Annotated in this window: 13 protein-coding genes; 12 read left to right on the forward strand and 1 reads right to left on the reverse strand. The window is 35.7% G+C overall.

Translation table 11 applies throughout. The annotated features are described in order from the left end of the window. Nucleotides 1-24: 24 nt before the first annotated feature. The 12 genes from HMPREF9333_RS03425 to HMPREF9333_RS03480 all read left to right on the forward strand — a co-directional run bounded on the left by HMPREF9333_RS03425 (nucleotide 25) and on the right by HMPREF9333_RS03480 (nucleotide 16,399). On the forward strand, nucleotides 25-1,647 hold the full coding sequence (locus tag HMPREF9333_RS03425; protein ID WP_040882139.1) for a carboxylesterase family protein: 1,623 nt from the start codon (nucleotides 25-27) through the stop codon (nucleotides 1,645-1,647). A 166-nt stretch (nucleotides 1,648-1,813) separates the two neighbouring features. After that, nucleotides 1,814-3,244: a M15 family metallopeptidase gene (locus HMPREF9333_RS12150; protein ID WP_050798095.1), complete on the forward strand. Its 1,431-nt coding sequence runs from the start codon at nucleotides 1,814-1,816 to the stop codon at nucleotides 3,242-3,244. A gap of 233 nt (nucleotides 3,245-3,477) precedes the next feature. Then, nucleotides 3,478-3,744, forward strand: a complete 267-nt coding sequence (gene rpsO / locus HMPREF9333_RS03435; protein WP_005539818.1) for a 30S ribosomal protein S15 — start codon at nucleotides 3,478-3,480, stop codon at nucleotides 3,742-3,744. 89 nt (nucleotides 3,745-3,833) lie between these two features. After that, nucleotides 3,834-5,723 (forward strand): glycoside hydrolase family 2 protein, encoded by a 1,890-nt coding sequence (locus HMPREF9333_RS03440; RefSeq protein ID WP_050798096.1) that lies wholly within the window; start codon nucleotides 3,834-3,836, stop codon nucleotides 5,721-5,723. 194 nt (nucleotides 5,724-5,917) lie between these two features. After that, the gene (locus HMPREF9333_RS03445; RefSeq protein WP_005539820.1) at nucleotides 5,918-6,202 is read left to right on the forward strand and encodes a co-chaperone GroES; all 285 of its coding nucleotides are present in this window, start codon (nucleotides 5,918-5,920) and stop codon (nucleotides 6,200-6,202) included. A gap of 224 nt (nucleotides 6,203-6,426) precedes the next feature. Further along, complete coding sequence (gene groL / locus HMPREF9333_RS03450; protein WP_005539821.1) at nucleotides 6,427-8,049, forward strand: chaperonin GroEL; 1,623 nt, start codon at nucleotides 6,427-6,429, stop codon at nucleotides 8,047-8,049. Nucleotides 8,050-8,734: 685 nt separating this feature from the next. Further along, nucleotides 8,735-9,643, forward strand: a complete 909-nt coding sequence (locus HMPREF9333_RS12155) for a L,D-transpeptidase family protein (protein WP_005539823.1) — start codon at nucleotides 8,735-8,737, stop codon at nucleotides 9,641-9,643. Nucleotides 9,644-10,122: 479 nt separating this feature from the next. After that, nucleotides 10,123-11,580: an IMP dehydrogenase gene (gene guaB, locus HMPREF9333_RS03460; RefSeq protein WP_005539825.1), complete on the forward strand. Its 1,458-nt coding sequence runs from the start codon at nucleotides 10,123-10,125 to the stop codon at nucleotides 11,578-11,580. A gap of 47 nt (nucleotides 11,581-11,627) precedes the next feature. Beyond that, a complete protein-coding gene (locus HMPREF9333_RS03465) occupies nucleotides 11,628-12,749 on the forward strand; it encodes an FAD:protein FMN transferase (protein ID WP_005539827.1) in 1,122 nt (373 codons plus the stop codon). Next, nucleotides 12,746-13,186 (forward strand): GtrA family protein, encoded by a 441-nt coding sequence (locus HMPREF9333_RS03470; protein ID WP_005539829.1) that lies wholly within the window; start codon nucleotides 12,746-12,748, stop codon nucleotides 13,184-13,186. The genes HMPREF9333_RS03465 and HMPREF9333_RS03470 overlap by 4 nt, the downstream gene beginning before the upstream one ends. Before the next feature lie 24 nt (nucleotides 13,187-13,210). Beyond that, complete coding sequence (locus HMPREF9333_RS03475) at nucleotides 13,211-15,982, forward strand: YfhO family protein (RefSeq protein WP_005539830.1); 2,772 nt, start codon at nucleotides 13,211-13,213, stop codon at nucleotides 15,980-15,982. A gap of 54 nt (nucleotides 15,983-16,036) precedes the next feature. Continuing rightward, complete coding sequence (locus HMPREF9333_RS03480) at nucleotides 16,037-16,399, forward strand: NusG domain II-containing protein (RefSeq protein WP_005539831.1); 363 nt, start codon at nucleotides 16,037-16,039, stop codon at nucleotides 16,397-16,399. Between the two features lie 9 nt (nucleotides 16,400-16,408). Here HMPREF9333_RS03480 and HMPREF9333_RS03485 read toward each other — a convergent pair whose 3' ends face one another. Beyond that, entirely contained in the window at nucleotides 16,409-17,821 is a 1,413-nt protein-coding gene (locus tag HMPREF9333_RS03485) for a class II fumarate hydratase (RefSeq protein WP_005539832.1), read from the reverse strand. Between the last annotated feature and the right edge of the window lie 144 nt (nucleotides 17,822-17,965).

The raw sequence follows: 17,965 nt of genomic DNA on the forward strand, positions 1-17,965 counted from the left end.
ATTATGAGTAAGGAGGCATGACCTTTGAATAAGAAAGAGCTGTCGATTGCAAGTGATAGTGAGTATAAAAATCTGTTGTCAGAGTTAAAGGATAAAGTAAGTCAATTTAAAGCTGCAATGAAGGTGAATTATAAGCTGTTGGATTTGTATTGTGCTTTGGGAGAATTTATATGCAAAAGTGAAAATATAAACGGGGTCGATATACAAAGTTTTCTTGGAATTCCTTATGGTAAATCCGAGCGTTTCGGGATGCCTGAAATGATTGAAATCTATCAGAGAATTCCTGTTAATTTCGGTACAGGTATGCGATTTCCTCAAAATGATGTACCTCCGATTTTAAATCTATTTCTTAAAAATCCCATGATGCGTAAAGAAATTCTGACAAATAAAGATAAAACTGATGAAAATGCTTTTATTTTAAATGTTTGGACAAGTGGAACGGAAAATAAAAAGCCCGTTTTAGTTTTTATTCATGGAGGAGGGTTTACATATGGCTCAGGCACAACTCCGCTTTACAACGGAAAATACCTTGCTGCAAAAGGCGTGGTTGTAGTAACAATTAATTATAGGCTGTGTGAACCAGGTTTTATTCCGGTTATGGTTGGAGGAAAGCTTTCTGTAAACCGGGGTTTTTTTGATCAGCAATGTGCATTAAAATGGATACGTAAAAATATTGGTTTTTTCGGAGGTGATGCGGAAAATATTACATTAATGGGACAATCTGCCGGGGGGCTTTCTGCCTCTATGCATATGATGAGTGAGGAAAGTTCTAAGTATTTTGATAAATTAATAGTATGCTCTGCAGGAGTGAATGAATGTATGACATTGGAATATGCAGAAAATATTGCAGATTCGTTTTTAAAGCAAAACCGCATGTCAGAACCGAAAGAACTGCTTATGCTTTCATGGAAAAAACTTATCCGTTTAAAAATGCCTCTTGAGCTGTTGTCAACTCCGGTTATAGATGGAATTTTTATTAAAGATGATGCAAGACATATAATGGAAAAAGGCGGATTTTCATCAAAACCGGTTATGCTTGGAACTACAGGAGATGAGCTTAAAATGATTGACAATAAATCATGGTATAAAGGATTGGGGATAATAACTGAAGAAGAAAATTTCAAGGGAAAATGCTTAAGAGAGTATGGATCTGAGGGAGTACGTCTTGCAAAAGAGCTGCGTAAACAGTATAAGAGTCTGACAGAAATTCAATTTAAAATGATGGAGCTTCCTTTTCACGTTACGGCTCTGAGGGAATTAAAGCTGTACTCTGCAAAAGCTCCGTGCTACGGTTATCGTATGAATTTTATTCCGAATGCATGGAATGGATTGCGAGGTTCATATCATTGTGCTGAACTTCCGTTTATTTTTGGAACTATTCAGGATATGGATTATAAAGTTACATCGGAAAATTTACAGCAGATGGAAATCATGCAAAATGATTGGATAGCATTTATGAAAAATGGCATTATTCCGGGACATGATTTTTTTGGAAATAACGGAAAAATAATGCTCTATGAAAATACCGGTGCGAATTTAATTGATTTTCCTCAACGTGAAATAATAGAAAGTCTGCAGGGGACCGGTATATTTTCCAAAATACAAAAGTCTTTTATGCGTGGGAGAGATAATAATTTTGTTGCTTAATTTTGCATTGTATGTATTGCTTATTTAGGTGATTATTACTTGTTATTTTTATTCCGGCAATTGTCTGTTGATTTAAGATGGTAAATTTTCTTGTAAATAATGTTTTATCGGTATATAATATGTGCTGTAGAGCAGATGTCATTATTAAAAAACGAGGTAGTTTATATTGAAGGTTTATTTTGACAATGGTTCCAAAACTCCGGGAAGGAGCAGAGCCAAAGCAGATGAAAGAAGAACAATAATTATACTGAGTGTGGCATGTGCCATACTATTTATCACTTGTCTTGTATTGTTTGCAAGGGTTGGGAGTCTTTCGAGAGAAAATAGTGATTTAAAGAAAAGGCTGTCAGATGTAGCCACCGACGATGTAGCCACCGACAGTGTAGCTTCAAAGAGCGATGCAAAAAAAATGAGGGAGGAAAATTCAAACGCTGAAGAAGGCACAAAACAGTCGGATGAAAGCGATAATTCTGAACAAAGTACAGAAGACTCTAAGCCGGAAGACCAGACAACAAAAAGCCGGCAGGTTTTAAATCCTTCGGAAGCGGGATCACAGGCAGCTTCAAAAAAAAGCTCGGGTTCCGACTTGAAAGGGCTGGCAGGCATAGGAGCCGGGATCTCAAAGAGTACAAATGGAAGCACAAAGTCCGCCGCCGGTCAGGACTTGGGCAAACTTCCAAATATAGCGAGTAAATCAGGTGATATAAGACAGGGAGGACAAAAACAGGATTCTGCCGGACTTTCGGGTACAGCCTTAGGCGGTTTATCAAAAAGCGGCACGTCTTCTGCAAAAACAGAAACAAAAAAAACGGATACATCTAATAAAACATCAGAGGCAGCTGTTAAAACTGAAGCCGCTCCGTCCCAAAATACGGGGCAAAATAATGATGATTATGACCCTCCGTTTTATGTGGATCCGAATAAACAGCTTGAAAATCTTACAAGTATAGCTGCCGGTACAGTTCTTACAGATACCAATGTAGATTATAACAATCCGGGAAAATATTTTATGTCAATGGATATAGAACATGGCGGATATGTATATAAGAGAATTGCAGGCAAGTCTTTTCAGGAAAATACTGAGATACCTCTTTCATCACTTAAATACATAAAGGTAATACATTACAATTTTGAAGGTAAAGTTCAGGTGGGTGAAATGATTGTAAATAAAGATATAGTCGAAGATGTGCTTAATATTTTTAAGGAACTTTTTGATGCAAAATATCAGATAAATTCCATGCACCTTGTTGATGATTACTGGACAGGAAATCCTATGTCTTCTGACTGGCAGTCAATTGATGTAAATAATACTTCGGCTTTCTGCTACCGTAGGAAAGTTGGCAGTAAAAATCTTTCACTACATGCATATGGACGTGCAATTGACTTAAATCCGCAGCAAAATCCTTATGTTTCATATTCAAGCGGAAGTCCCAGATGGTCTCATTCAAATGCAGATGCCTATGTTGAAAGAAGTTCAGGGCAGCCACATATGATAAACCATGATGATAAGGCATATCAGATATTTACAAAGTATGGTTTCAAGTGGGGAGGAGATTTTAATGAACCTAAGGATTATCAGCATTTTGAAAAAGAGTAATAATCCTATATGTAAGACTTATATATATTGACATAGCATTGTCTATATGTTATATTTCTATGCGTAATAGACGCCTGTGCTAAGTATGAGGATTCTCCGTCCGTTACTTTGTTCATGGTGAGTATTTAATATAATGATACACTTGTCAAAAGTATAAAAATTCGATGCAAGCTTGTTTGCAAAAGAATTTATTATCTTTTGACACCCACATCATATAATAATAAGGAGTAAAAATGATTACAAAAGAAAAGAAAACAGAAATTATAAGCAAGTATGCGAGAAAAGAGGGAGATACAGGTTCTCCTGAGGTTCAGATTGCAATACTTACTGCAAGGATTCAAGAACTTACCGAGCATCTTAAGGAAAATAAAAAGGACCATCACTCAAGGAGAGGTCTTCTTAAAATGGTAGGTAAGAGAAGAGGACTTCTCCAGTATCTTAAGAACAAAGACATTGAAGGATATCGTACATTAATTGAAAAACTTGAAATCAGAAAATAGATTGTAAATTAAGGCGGCTCGTAATTTTATGAGCCGTTTTTGCTGTAATTTAAGACCGTATTAATATAAATGAATTTTAAATCCAGGAAGTGATAAAGTTGATAAGCAAATGGGGAAAAGAAACGGATATTAATAATGTTTTAAGCGAATATCCACGCCCTTCGATGGTGAGAGGCGAATATATAAGCTTAAACGGTGTGTGGGAATATGCTATAAGCAGGAGAGAAAAAGTGGATATATACGATGGTGAGATATTGGTTCCTTTTTCTCCCGAAACATATCTTTCAGGTGTAAAAAGGATTTTACAGCCTTATGAATACCTGCATTATAAGAAAGTATTTACTATACCTGAGGGTTTTAAAAAAAGAGGTATACTGCTTCATTTTGGTGCGGTGGACCAGGAATGCAGAGTTTATGTAAACGGAGTCTATGAGGGGGTGCATAAAGGAGGATATCTGCCATTTTCATTTGATATAACAAATGAGCTTAAGGACGGTGAAAATATAATAACTCTTACAGTTGCAGACAGGACTGAAAAACTCCCGTATGCCAGAGGAAAACAAAGGCTTAAGACAACAGGCAGGCTTGCTTCTATTTTTTATACACCACAAAGCGGTATATGGCAAAGTGTGTGGCTTGAAAGTGTAGAAAGTGTTTATGTAAGGGAACTCAAAATAACACCGGATTACGATAATAAAAAGGTTGTAATTAGGGTAGAAAGAGGCTTTGCCGGGAAAAAGGCGGTATTTCATGTTGAAAACGGCTTTAATATATACGGAAATATTCAGGCAAAAAATGAACCTCGAAAAAATTCAAAAAAAGATGATACATACAATACTGAAGTTATAGATGAGCTGTCGATTGAGATCTATGATAAGGGGATAAAAAAGGCCTCAAAAGGCGGAAAGCCCGGTGAAGATATAGAAATTGATTTGGGAGATTTTAAACCGTGGTCTCCTGAAAATCCATATCTTTATGATGTTTCAGTAAGGCTTGGAGACGATATTGTAAGATCGTATTTCGGTATGAGAAAATTTGATATACAAAATGACGGTAAAGGCATACTGCGTTTTTTCCTTAACAATAAACCTTATTTCTTTAATGGCGTGCTGGATCAGGGATATTGGCCTGAAAGTCTTATGACACCGCCTTCGGATAATGCTTTTATAAGTGATATACAGAGTATTAAATCACTTGGCTATAACACTATAAGAAAACATGTTAAGATTGAGTCTGAAAGATTTTATTACCACTGCGACAGGCTTGGAATGATTGTATGGCAGGATATGCCGAATGGAGGCGGAGACTACAATATGTATTTTGTTTCATATATGCCTAATATATTCGGGAATCTTGTAAGAAATATAAAGGATAACTTTTATACATTGTTTAAAAGAAGAAGCCGTGCCGGCAGAAAATTATATTATAAGGAACTGAGAGGAATGATCAGGCACCTTTATAATTTTACATGTATAGCTGCTTGGGTTCCGTTTAATGAAGGCTGGGGGCAGTTTGATGCAGGAAAAGCCTGCGAGTTTATAAAAAAGCTTGATAAAACGAGATTTATAAATGAAGCCTGCGGATGGTTTGATCAGGGCGGAGGGGATATGTACAGCATACATAATTATTTCAGGAAACTGTTAATAAAAAAGCCTCAGAAAGACCGTGTAACTGTATTAAGCGAATGTGGAGGCTATGCCTGTCCGGTCAAAGACCATATATTTAATGAGGAAATATATGGATATCGGTATTATGAGTCAGGTGCTGAACTTACAGATAACTATATAAGGTTATTTAAGGAGGAAATAATATCGAATATAAAGAACGGTTTAAGTGCGGCGGTATATACTCAGTTAAGTGATATACAAAAGGAAGTAAACGGTATTTTAACCTACGACAGAGAGAAATTAAAACTTGATAAAGAAAGGGCACTGGAAATTCATAATGCACTGTATGAAGAATTCAGCAGGGTTACATAAATACAGGGATACTTTAGGCAGTTTATAATTAAAAATCATTATTCAGTATCTGTTTTATATGTCCACAAAGAATTCACAAAATAATTAGCACTCAAAGCTTGACAGTGCTAACAATTAATGATATAACATACTCGGGTTTTAGATAATAGTTTTAGATAATAAAACGTTTAACATATTTAAGGAGGTTATTTATAATGAAACTAGTACCATTATTTGACAGGGTGGTTTTAAAACAGCTTCTTGCTGAAGAAACAACAAAGTCAGGAATTGTCCTTCCGGGACAGGCAAAGGAAAAGCCCTCACAAGGTGAAGTGGTTGCAGTAGGTCCAGGAGGAGTAATCGACGGCAAGGAAGTTAAGATGCAGGTAAAAGAGAAGGATAAAGTTATTTACTCAAAGTATTCGGGAACTGAGGTAGAAATAGACGGAGAGACCTATTTAGTTGTAAAGCAAAACGACATACTTGCAGTTATTAAATAGTAATTTGGGTATATTTATTATAAATGTTTAAATGAATTGTGTAATAAATGCTTTTTACAGGCAGGCGTATGCAGTCCGGATTGCCGGATCGCTCTTATTTTTATAAATGATACATAAATATTATTTTATAAATAGTATTTTAATATTTAGTCGCTGCGGTATGGATGCATTATATGATATATAGATAATATAAATACTGACAATAGTTATGGAGGAAAATATAAATGGCAAAAGAGATTAAACATGGAGTTGAGGCAAGAAAAGCCCTTGAAGCGGGTGTAAATCAGCTTGCCGATACTGTAAGAGTTACGCTTGGACCAAAGGGAAGAAATGTGGTACTGGATAAAAGTTATGGTGCACCTCTTATTACAAATGACGGTGTTACAATTGCAAAAGAGATCGAACTTGAAGATGCTTTTGAAAATATGGGTGCACAGCTTGTAAAAGAGGTTGCTACTAAAACTAATGATGTTGCAGGCGACGGTACAACTACTGCTACTGTACTTGCACAGTCAATGATAAATGAAGGAATGAAAAATATTGCAGCAGGTGCAAATGCTATAATTATAAGAAAAGGAATGAAAAAGGCATGCAACAAGGCTGTTGAAGCAATTGCAGCTATGAGCGAGCCTATTAAGGGAAATGAACAGATAGCAAGAGTTGCGGCAATATCTGCTGGAGATGATGAGGTTGGACAGCTTGTTGCCGATGCTATGGATAAGGTTACAAGCAATGGTGTAATCACTATTGAAGAGTCAAAAACAATGAAAACCGATCTCGATTTGGTAGAAGGTATGCAGTTTGACAGAGGATATGTGTCGGCATATATGTGTACTGATATGGAAAAGATGGAAGCGGTCCTTGACAATCCCTATGTGCTTATAACAGATAAGAAGATTGCGAATATACAGGAAATTCTGCCTATACTTGAAGAAATTGTAAAAACAGGTGCAAAGCTCCTTATAATTGCAGAAGATGTAGAAGGTGAAGCACTTACAACACTTATTGTAAATAAGCTGAGAGGAACCTTCAATGTAGTTGCAGTAAAGGCACCCGGTTATGGCGACAGAAGAAAAGAAATGCTTAAAGATATCGCTATATTAACCGGTGGAGAGGTTATAAGTGAAGAGCTTGGTCTTGATCTTAAGGAAGTTACAATTGATAAGCTTGGAAGAGCAAAATCAGTTAAGGTTTCAAAGGAAAATACTATAATTGTAGACGGTGAAGGAAAGAAAGCCGATATTGATTCAAGAGTTGCGCAGATTAAAGCACAGATAGAAGAAACTACTTCTGATTTTGATAAGGAAAAGCTTCAGGAAAGACTTGCAAAGCTTTCAGGCGGAGTTGCAGTTATAAGAGTAGGTGCTGCGACAGAAACTGAGATGAAAGAAGCAAAACTTCGTATGGAGGATGCTCTTAATGCTACAAGAGCGGCAGTTGAGGAAGGTATAATAGCCGGAGGCGGCTCTGCTTATATACATGCAAGCAAGGAAGTTGAAAAACTCATTGGTACTCTTGAAGGAGATGAGAAAACCGGTGCAAGGATTGTGCTTAAAGCACTTGAATCACCGCTTTATCGCATAGTTGAAAATGCCGGACTTGAGGGCAGTGTAGTTGTAAGCAAGGTTAAAGAGTCCAAAAAAGGAGTAGGATTTGATGCTTATAAAGAAGAATATGTTGATATGATTAAGGCAGGAATACTTGATCCGGCAAAGGTTACACGTTCAGCACTCCAGAACGCTACTTCAGTAGCAAGTACACTTCTTACAACCGAGTCGGTTGTTGCAAATATCAAGGAAGATGCACCTGCTATGCCGCCGGGAGCCGGTATGGGCGGAATGATGTAATCAACTGATATATTGAAACTGTAATTTTTAATTATATGTAGTAAATAATATATATAATCATATTATCAATAAAAATATTTAAACCGACAGAGCTATGTATTTTAAAATGCATATACCTGTCGGTTTTTTATAATATATATTATAGAGATATTGTCATTTATAATATAGTATGTAGGGATTGCGAGAAGCGAAGCTGTAGCAATCCTGTATCAATAGGTGTCAAATACTTTTGAAACCTACGTCATAGTATTGCTGTACAAAATGCAGTTTTACATATGTAGAGCAGGGGGGATTTTCCTTAGATTTAAATTTATATATAATCTTTATTTCCAGATATGACAATTTTTTTAATAATTTTTCAAAAAATAATATAAAATCACTTGAGAAGAATTTAAAAATGTGGTACAATGAAATCACTCAAAGTATGGAAGTGAGGTTTAACTGTTTAAGTTAGGGCATGCTCGCCATATTCTAAGAGTATAAAGCAAATTCATTGTAGGAGGAGTGGATTAATAAATTTCCTGTTGAGGTTTTATTAATCTCTTCATAAAAATCTATAATTTTGCAGGGTATATCCTAAAAATACGCTGTTATAAAATTAGTTTATATTTTATCTGCATGTTTATAAAGGCATGCTGCTTTTGGAGGGATGTAGCCTGTAGCATTCATAAAGGGAGGAAAATGTATGCTGAGTAAAGGGGTTATTAAATGTGGATTAGTTAAAAACAGATCAGGTGCCGGAAGTTCTTTTAAAAGAAGAATGTCAAGACATATTAAAACAGTTATTGCAAACTGTCTCGTTCTTGGATTGTGCCTTGGTATAAGCGGTATTTCACATGCGGCTGAAACAAAGGTAAGTCCTAACGGTGAGACAAAGTCAAGCGTGTACAGAGAACCTAAGCCGACTTCTCCGAAAGAGACCGTTGCTAAAAAAGAAAAAGCGACAAAGGGTACAGTACAGGCTCCGACCAAGGAAAAAAAGGGTGCGACTTATCAAAATGTAAAGCATATTATTGTAATTGCCGGACATACCAATGACAAATCAAAAGTTACTCTGAATGATTATACACTTAACAGCGACGGAGTATGGCAGAAAAATTGGGCAGTAAACGGTGTATGCGGTGAAAAAGGTATTTCTGCCGAGAAAAAAGAAGGGGATATGAAAACTCCTGAAGGGTTTTTCTCACCTATTATGGCGTTTGGTATAAAGGACGATCCGGGAAGCAATATGAAGTACCACAAACTTGAAACAGGTGATTACTGGGTTGATGATTCTAAGAGCAAATATTACAATAAGCTTGTAAACAGCTATACTACAGCTAAGGACTGGAGTTCAGCTGAAGATATGCTCAATGAGGCACCATATTATAATTATGGAATTGCACTTGACTACAATAAAGAAGGTGTTCCGTACAAAGGCTCAGCCATCTTCATACACTGCATGAAGTCCGACAAGGATACAGGTTCGGCAGGCTGCATAAGGATACCTGAGGACTATATGATAAAGCTTATAAAAGAAACGGATGAAAACACAAAGTTCTTTATTATGTCAAATCAGCAGACCTGGTTTGATTACAGAGATAAAGGTAAATAATTATGCCGTCTGATGCTTTTAGTTTCCGGTACAAAGGCGTTGTTTTATAGAAATATTACGGCATTTATAATAAGCGGATAAAGTATAAGTAATATAATGTATAGTATAATAAACACACAGCTCCTTTCTGAAAAAAGGTTGATTTATTTTTGATATTTCAATTTTATTTCTAATTTCAGTAAGGAGCTTTTTTTAATATATAGACTAAGTTAAATATTGAATGTCTTGGACATAACTATATTATTGACATAAGAGTTGTCATTTGTTAATATATGAATGTTGAAACTATCTAGGGGATATGAGTAAGGTATGTATTGCGACAGGAAGCCGCATTGCATATCTTACTCATATCGTACTATATGGAGCAGTTTTTGCATAGAGTTTTATATCCTGTCGTAAAATCTGTGTTTTTAATAGACGGCATGATTTTTAAAAACATATGCAGTCATTATATTTTTTATTTTTCAGGAGGATTAATAATGGCAGTCATTATTGGCGAAGGTATTACATTTGATGATGTATTATTACAGCCCGCTTATTCAGAGGTTATAGGCAATCAGATAGATCTGTCTACCGATCTTACAAGACAGTTAAGACTCAATATACCGCTTATGAGTGCAGGCATGGATACAGTTACGGAGCATAGGATGGCAATAGCTATGTCAAGGCAGGGGGGTATAGGGATAATACATAAAAATATGTCAATTGAAGATCAGGCTGATGAAGTTGATAAGGTTAAACGTTCTGAAAATGGTGTTATAACAGATCCTTTTTCATTGGCACCGGACAATACACTTAAAGATGCCAATGAGCTTATGAGTAAATATCGTATATCAGGGGTTCCTATAACCATAGAGAAAAAACTTGTCGGTATTATAACAAACAGAGATTTAAAGTTTGAGGAAAATCCCGGCAAGAGAATTGCCGACTGTATGACAAAGTCCAATCTTGTTACCGCACTTGAGGGAACCACTATGGAGGAGGCTAAAAGAATACTTGCAAAGGCAAAGGTTGAAAAGCTTCCGATAGTAAATGAAAAGGGTGAACTTAAGGGTCTTATTACTATAAAGGATATAGAAAAGCAGATTAAATATCCAAATTCGGCAAAGGATGCTCAGGGCAGGCTTTTATGTGGAGCGGCACTTGGGATAACATCTGATGTGCTTGAAAGATGTGCCGCCCTTGTTGAGGTAAAGGTTGATGTCGTAGTAGTGGATTCGGCACATGGTCATTCTGCAAATGTTATAAAATGTGTAAGAGATATAAAAAGAAAGTTTCCAGGGCTTCAGCTTATTGCAGGTAATGTTGCGACTGCTGAGGGTACAAGAGCACTTATAGATGCGGGTGCGGACTGCATAAAGGTAGGTATAGGACCGGGTTCAATATGCACAACAAGAGTTGTTGCCGGAATCGGTGTACCTCAGATAAGTGCACTTATGGAGTGTTTTGATGCTGCAAGAGAATATAATATACCTATAATTGCAGACGGAGGCATAAAATATTCGGGTGATATAACAAAGGCGCTTGCAGTAGGTGGTAATGTATGTATGATAGGTTCGCTTTTTGCAGGCTGTGATGAATCTCCGGGAGATTATGAGCTTTATCAGGGAAGAAAGTATAAGGTTTATCGTGGTATGGGTTCAATGTCTGCCATGGAAAAGGGAAGTAAAGACAGATATTTTCAGTCGGAAGCAAAAAAACTTGTGCCTGAAGGAGTCGAAGGCAGAGTTTCATATAAAGGAAGTATTGAAGATACCGTATATCAGCTTTTAGGCGGAGTACGTTCAGGTATGGGATACTGCGGAGCTAAAAACATTCCTACACTTCAAAGAGAGGCGAGACTTATAAAAATTACCTCGGCTGCATTGAAGGAAAGTCATCCGCATGATATACATATTACTAAGGAGGCTCCTAATTATTCAATTGATGATGTATAATACTCATTATGGGTTTTTTACTGACGTAAATTAAATTAGGGATAACTATGAAGGAAAAAAATAATAACAGCGGAAGTATTAAAAATGGAGGTGTTATTGCCGCTGCAGCACTTATTATTATAATATTCGCTGCAGCACTTTTCTTTAATGGAGGGAAAAAAGGAAACAATATTTCTGAGGGTGTGTCAACAAATGCCGGGAGCGGTACGGACAGATCTGAATCCGGTAAAAATGTAAAAAAATCCGGTAAAAAAGGTAATGAACCTCTTGTAGGCAGTGAATTTGCACTTGATACGGCAATTACTGTTATGCTTTACGATTCAGATAATCAGGAGATTTTAGACGGAGCACTTGCACTTTGTTCAAAATATGAAAATATATTTTCAGCGACATTTCCGGAAAGTGAGTTGTATAAGCTTAATCATCGCACTACACAGACCGTAAAGGTTGACAGTGAACTCGCCTATGTTATAGACAGAGGACTGTATTATTCAAAGCTCAGCGGCGGGGCTTTTGATATAACTATAGAACCGGTTAAAAAACTTTGGGATTTTAAGGCAGAAAAACCAAGTTTGCCTGATGAGGGAAAACTGTCTGAAGCACTTGGTAAAGTAGGTTATGAAAATGTTGAAGTAAATCAGGATACCGTTACATTTAAAGATCCTGATACAAGTATTGATTTAGGAGCTATTGCCAAGGGATATATAGCTGACAGAATTAAGGAATATTTGGTTGAAAGGGGAGTAAAGAGTGCCATAATAAATCTTGGCGGCAATGTATTATGTATAGGCAGGAAACCGAACGGTTCGGATTTTGTTATAGGTCTTCAAAGACCCTTTTCTGAAAGTGTTTTTGAAACAATTGTTGTAAATGACATTTCCGTGGTTACTTCAGGTGTATATGAAAGGTATTTTACATATAACGGCAAAAATTATCATCATATATTAAATCCTGCTGACGGATATCCATATGATAACGGAGTTTTAGGCGTGAGTATAGTATGTAAAAATTCTATTGATGCAGATGCATTAAGCACTACATGTTTTTCACTTGGTGCAGAAAAGGGTATTGAACTGCTTGATTCAATACCTGATGCATATGGCTTTTTTATACTTGATGATTATAGTATTAAATATTCAAAGGGCACAGAGGATTTAATTGCAAAATGATTAAAAAAATTGTTGATAAGGTATGGGATTTAATAAAGAAGTTTACAAATAGAGAAACAGTTATGTACCTTATTTTTGGAGTATTAACTACGATAGCCGACTGGATTACATATCTTAAGCTTGAACCGACAGGACTTTCGGCTTCAACCAGAAGTTCACTGTCATGGTGTGTGGCAGTACTGCTTGCATTTATTACAAATAAAATTTTTGTTTTTGAAAGTATGAACTTTAAAGCAGGATTTGTTTTAAAGGAATTTATCTCATTTGTATCTTCAAGGCTTGCAACGCTTGCGTTTACATGGCTCGGAACGTTTATATTTGCAGAGAAACTTGGTATAAATGATTGGTTTGTAAAGGCTGTTTTAATGTGTATAGTTATAATACTTAATTATATTTTAAGCAAAGTCTTTATTTTCAATAAAAAGAGCCAGGATTAAAAAATTGGCAAGGGATTATTAACAATGTATAATGATAGCTCAATAAATATAAAACATCATTCTAAAAAAAATAGTAATGTATTATGGTTTGATGATACACATGGACTTATACTGTCCTTTGTCATTCCTGTTGTTATAATGCTTATAATTCTTATACAGAGAAAAATCTTTCCTTTCGGTGAAAACAGTTTTATGAGGACGGATATGTACCATCAGTATGTACCGTTCTTTTCTGAGTTCAGATATAAGCTTACCACCGGTCAGAGTCTTTTATACAGCTGGGATGTAGGCATGGGTGTAAATTTCCCGGCTTTATATGCATATTATCTTGCAAGTCCTTTAAACTGGCTTGTTGTGCTGTGCCCTGAAAACAGTATAATTGAATTTGTTACAGGTATGATAATATTTAAAATAGGATTATGCGGCTTAAGCTTTTCCTATTATTTAAAAAAACACAGCAAAAATCCGGGATTTGGAATAGTATTTTTCGGTATATTTTATGCACTTTCAGGTTATATGGCGGCATATAACTGGAATATAATGTGGCTTGACTGTATAGTTTTATTTCCTATGGTATGTCTTGGGCTTGAAAATATAGTCAACAAAAAAAGCGGGCTTTTATATGTAATAAGTCTAGGTATATGTATATGTTCAAATTATTATATATCAATAATGATATGTATGTTTATGATAATTTACTATATAATGCTGCTTATTTTAAAGGGAAAACAGAGTATATCCGATTTTATAAGGTCTGCACTGAGTTTTGGCATATATTCAATATGTGCGGGAGGTATGTCGGCAGCAATACTGCTTCCTGAGATTTATGCTCTACGGCATACAGCCTCAGGTGAGTTTGATTTTCCAGATGTATTTAACTCATATTTTTCAATATTTGATATGTTTGCGAGGCATATGGGAAATGTTGAAATAGAGATAGGGCTTGACCATTGGCCTAACATATACTGCGGTGTGGCAGTAATCATGTTTATGTTTTTGTATTTAAATAATGCAGAAATTAAACTAAAGGAAAAGGCAGTGTATATAACCGCCTCAGTTTTTATGCTTGCAGGCTTTTCAATAAATGTTCTTGACTATATGTGGCACGGACTGCATTTTCCGAATTCGCTTCCTGCAAGGCAGAGCTTTATATATATATTCCTTGTACTATTTATGTCTTACAGGGTTTATGATAAGCTTGGAGCAAATACATTAAAACAGGTAGGCAGAGCCTTTCTTATGAGTATGGCATTTATATTGCTGTGTCAGAAGCTGGTACCTGAGGAGGAAAATTTCCATTTTATGGTATACTACGGGGCGATGATTTTTACAGCACTGTATGCACTTATTATATATCTTTCAAAGCAGGGGTTTGTAAATCCGAATATAATTTTATTTGCCGCTTTTACAATAGTTTCAATTGAGGCGGCTGTTAATACGGTTATTACAAGTGTAGCAACTACAAGCAGGAGTGCATATACAGATGACAATGCCGATATAAAAAATCTTGTTAAGGAAATTAAGGCTGAGGATAAAGACTTTTACCGTTTTGATAAAACTGCAAGAAAAACAAAAAATGACGGGGCATGGCTTAATTTCCATTCTGCTTCAATATTTTCATCAACGGCAAATGCGGATTTAACTGATTTTTTAAAAAGTATGGGCTGTGAAGCTTCTACAAATGCATATTCAATTAACGGCGCAACACCTCTTGTTGACAGCCTTCTTTCAATAAAATATGCTATGTACCAGCTGCAGCCTTCAAATCCGGAGTTAAGGTATATATCAATATCGGGCACAACATATCTGTATGAAAATCCCTTTGTGCTTCCTCTTGGATATATGCTGCCTGATAATTTTGAAGAAAACTGGCTTTTAGATGCTCCAAACCCTGCGGATGTTCAAAATGATATATCTGAGGTACTTCAGGTTCCTCCTGTGCTTGATAGGGTTGACGGCGAGATTGCCGGGAATACATATACTTTTACACCGGACATTAAAGGTATCTATTATGTATATATTAATAATAAAAATATAAAAGATGTTGAGGTAAAGACCTCAGATACGGGAGAACCCAGGGAATTTAATGATGTAAACAGGGGTTATCTGATTGAGCTTGGTAACTGTGAAGCAGGTGTTGATGTAACATTAAGCACTGATGAAACCGATAAAGTTATGGATGCAATTGTATACAGGTTTAATTATAATGCTCTTAGGGAAATTTACAATATATTTTCACAAAATCCTATGACAATTGTCAGATATACTTCAAGACGTGTAACAGGCAGTATTAATGCACCGCAAGCCGGTGTTATGATGACATCAATTCCTTATGACAGCGGGTGGAAAATACATGTTGACGGAAAGCTGCAGTCTGCCAGAAAAGGATATAATGCTTTTATTTCTTTAAATCTTGCTCAAGGTGAACATACCATAGATATGGTATATGAGCCTGAGGGACTTAGGATGGGGTGGGCAGTTACGCTTGCATCACTTTTTGTAATTACATGCAGCGTAGCAGGAAGCCGTGTTATAAAATCATTTAATAAAGAAGATGCTGCACTTAAACGTTTTTTTGCAAGAAATAATATAAATCATAAATTTTTGAAAAAAGATATGATTTCGGATATTGAAAATTCCGCAAGAAAACTTGTAAATAAAGAACCGTCTATACAAAACGTCGCTACTAAAAATGCTGATGATGTCGATTCTGACTTTGAAATTCTTGATTTTGATGATTTTGATGACGGGAATTCCAATGATGACGGTGATTCCAATGATTATGACAGTAATTAGATTTACAGTTTAAATAATGGATATTTAATAAAGAGGGTTAAAAGATTTGATTAAATGAAATTTAAAAAAAATGAGATAATAGTAATACTGTGCATAGCCTGTATATCTCTTGCCTTTGTTATATATTCAAAAACAAATGCAAAAAGTGCGGCAACTGCACAGCTTACATATACATATAAATATGATGACGGAAGCGGCAGAACTGAAAAAAGAGAGGTTGATATACCCCTTAATAAAAATAAAACCTATGATTTTCAAAGCATGGATTATACTATACACATAGATGTAAAGGACGGGGCTGCCGCTTTTGTAAACAGCCCCTGTCCTGATCATAAATGTGAACATTACGGATATTTAAAACAGTCCGGAGAAAGTGCAGTATGCCTTCCGGCAAGAGCTGTTTTAGTTGTAAAATAAAATATTTGTTTATACCATTTCTTCGGGTTTAAATACCTCATCAAATCTTTCACCGCTTAAAAAACCTAGCTTTATGCATGCCGCCCTTAGTGAAATCCCTTCATTAAAGGCGGTTTTTGCAGTTGTGGCTGCATTATCATAGCCTATATATGGGCTTAAACAGGTTACAAGCATAAGTGAATTGTGAAGATTTGAGTTCATCTTTTCTTTATTTGCTTTAATTCCCGTGCAGCAGTTCCTGTCAAATGAGTCAATTGAATCGGTTAAAAGCCTTACTGACTGTAAAAAATTATAGATAATCACCGGCATGCATACATTAAGTTCAAAATTGCCCTGTGCCGCTGCAAATCCGACCGCAGTATCATTTGCCATAACTTGTATGGAAGTCATACATACCGCCTCACACTGGGTAGGATTGACTTTTCCGGGCATTATTGAGCTTCCGGGTTCGTTGGCAGGTATGGTTATCTCTCCAATACCGCATCTTGGACCGCTTGAAAGCCAGCGTATATCATTTGCTATTTTGAAAAGATCACATGCAAGTGCTTTAAGTGCTGAGTGTGTAAATACAATCTCATCTTTTGAAGTGAGTGAGTGGAATTTATTTTTTGAAGGTACAAAAGTCTTTCCGGTAAGTTTTGAAAGTTCCTGTGCTACAATTTTATCAAAAAATTTCGGAGAATTTACACCTGTACCTACTGCCGTACCGCCAAGTGCTATTTCTTTAAGATATTTGAGACTGGAGTTTATAAGCTGTTTGTCTCTTTCCAGAGAGCTCCTCCATCCGCTTATTTCCTGTGAAAATAAAATAGGTGTAGCATCTTGCAGATGTGTTCGACCTGATTTTATAATTCCGGCATTTTCCTTTTCAAGTTTTTTGAATGTTTTTATAAGATGCTCAAGCTTTAATATAAGATGGTCTTCGATTTCAAGTACTGCTGCTATATGCATTGCAGTAGGGAAAGTATCATTTGAACTTTGAGATTTATTTACATCATCATTCGGATGGAGTATATTTTTGCCTTCCTTTGAATTTACAATTATTGATATCACTTCATTAAGATTCATATTTGTCTGGGTTCCGCTGCCTGTTTGCCATACTGAAAGAGGAAAATTATCATTAAGTTTTCCTGATGCGATATCATCACATACATCAGATATACATTTACATTTAAACTTATCAATTAAACCCAGCTTGAAATTTGCAATTGCAGCTGCTTTTTTGATGTGTGAATATGCTTTTATAAATTCAACAGGCATTTTTTCACTGCCTATTCTAAAATTATCAAGACTTTTTTGAGTTTGTGTCCCCCAGTAAACATTTTGAATATCTATTTTTTTTTCATATTCTATATAATTTTTATTTTTTTTGATTTCAGCTTCTTTATTAAATGTAAAATCCGGGTTATCGTTTTTTTTCATAAAATTTATTATTTTTTATAAAATCCTTTCTGTAATTTTGAATTAATCCTCTTTAAGTATAGCAGATATTGTGATTTAGTGAAACCGTTAGTATTTAAAAGTATCGTTAAGGACTTAATATAAGATATTTTTTGCATAAATGGC

The sequence above is a fragment of the Johnsonella ignava ATCC 51276 genome (assembly GCF_000235445.1).
Lineage (GTDB): Bacteria > Bacillota > Clostridia > Lachnospirales > Lachnospiraceae > Johnsonella > Johnsonella ignava.

What these genes read in the sequence shown, in the direction of transcription:
- guaB (WP_005539825.1), top strand. Translation starts at nt 10,123, where the DNA reads ATGGCAGTCATTATTGGCGAAGGTATTACATTTGATGATGTATTATTA.
- HMPREF9333_RS03475 (WP_005539830.1), top strand. Translation starts at nt 13,211, where the DNA reads ATGTATAATGATAGCTCAATAAATATAAAACATCATTCTAAAAAAAAT.
- groL (WP_005539821.1), top strand. Translation starts at nt 6,427, where the DNA reads ATGGCAAAAGAGATTAAACATGGAGTTGAGGCAAGAAAAGCCCTTGAA.
- HMPREF9333_RS03470 (WP_005539829.1), top strand. Translation starts at nt 12,746, where the DNA reads ATGATTAAAAAAATTGTTGATAAGGTATGGGATTTAATAAAGAAGTTT.
- HMPREF9333_RS03465 (WP_005539827.1), top strand. Translation starts at nt 11,628, where the DNA reads ATGAAGGAAAAAAATAATAACAGCGGAAGTATTAAAAATGGAGGTGTT.
- HMPREF9333_RS03445 (WP_005539820.1), top strand. Translation starts at nt 5,918, where the DNA reads ATGAAACTAGTACCATTATTTGACAGGGTGGTTTTAAAACAGCTTCTT.
- HMPREF9333_RS12155 (WP_005539823.1), top strand. Translation starts at nt 8,735, where the DNA reads ATGCTGAGTAAAGGGGTTATTAAATGTGGATTAGTTAAAAACAGATCA.
- HMPREF9333_RS03485 (WP_005539832.1), bottom strand. Translation starts at nt 17,821, where the DNA reads ATGAAAAAAAACGATAACCCGGATTTTACATTTAATAAAGAAGCTGAA.
- rpsO (WP_005539818.1), top strand. Translation starts at nt 3,478, where the DNA reads ATGATTACAAAAGAAAAGAAAACAGAAATTATAAGCAAGTATGCGAGA.
- HMPREF9333_RS03480 (WP_005539831.1), top strand. Translation starts at nt 16,037, where the DNA reads ATGAAATTTAAAAAAAATGAGATAATAGTAATACTGTGCATAGCCTGT.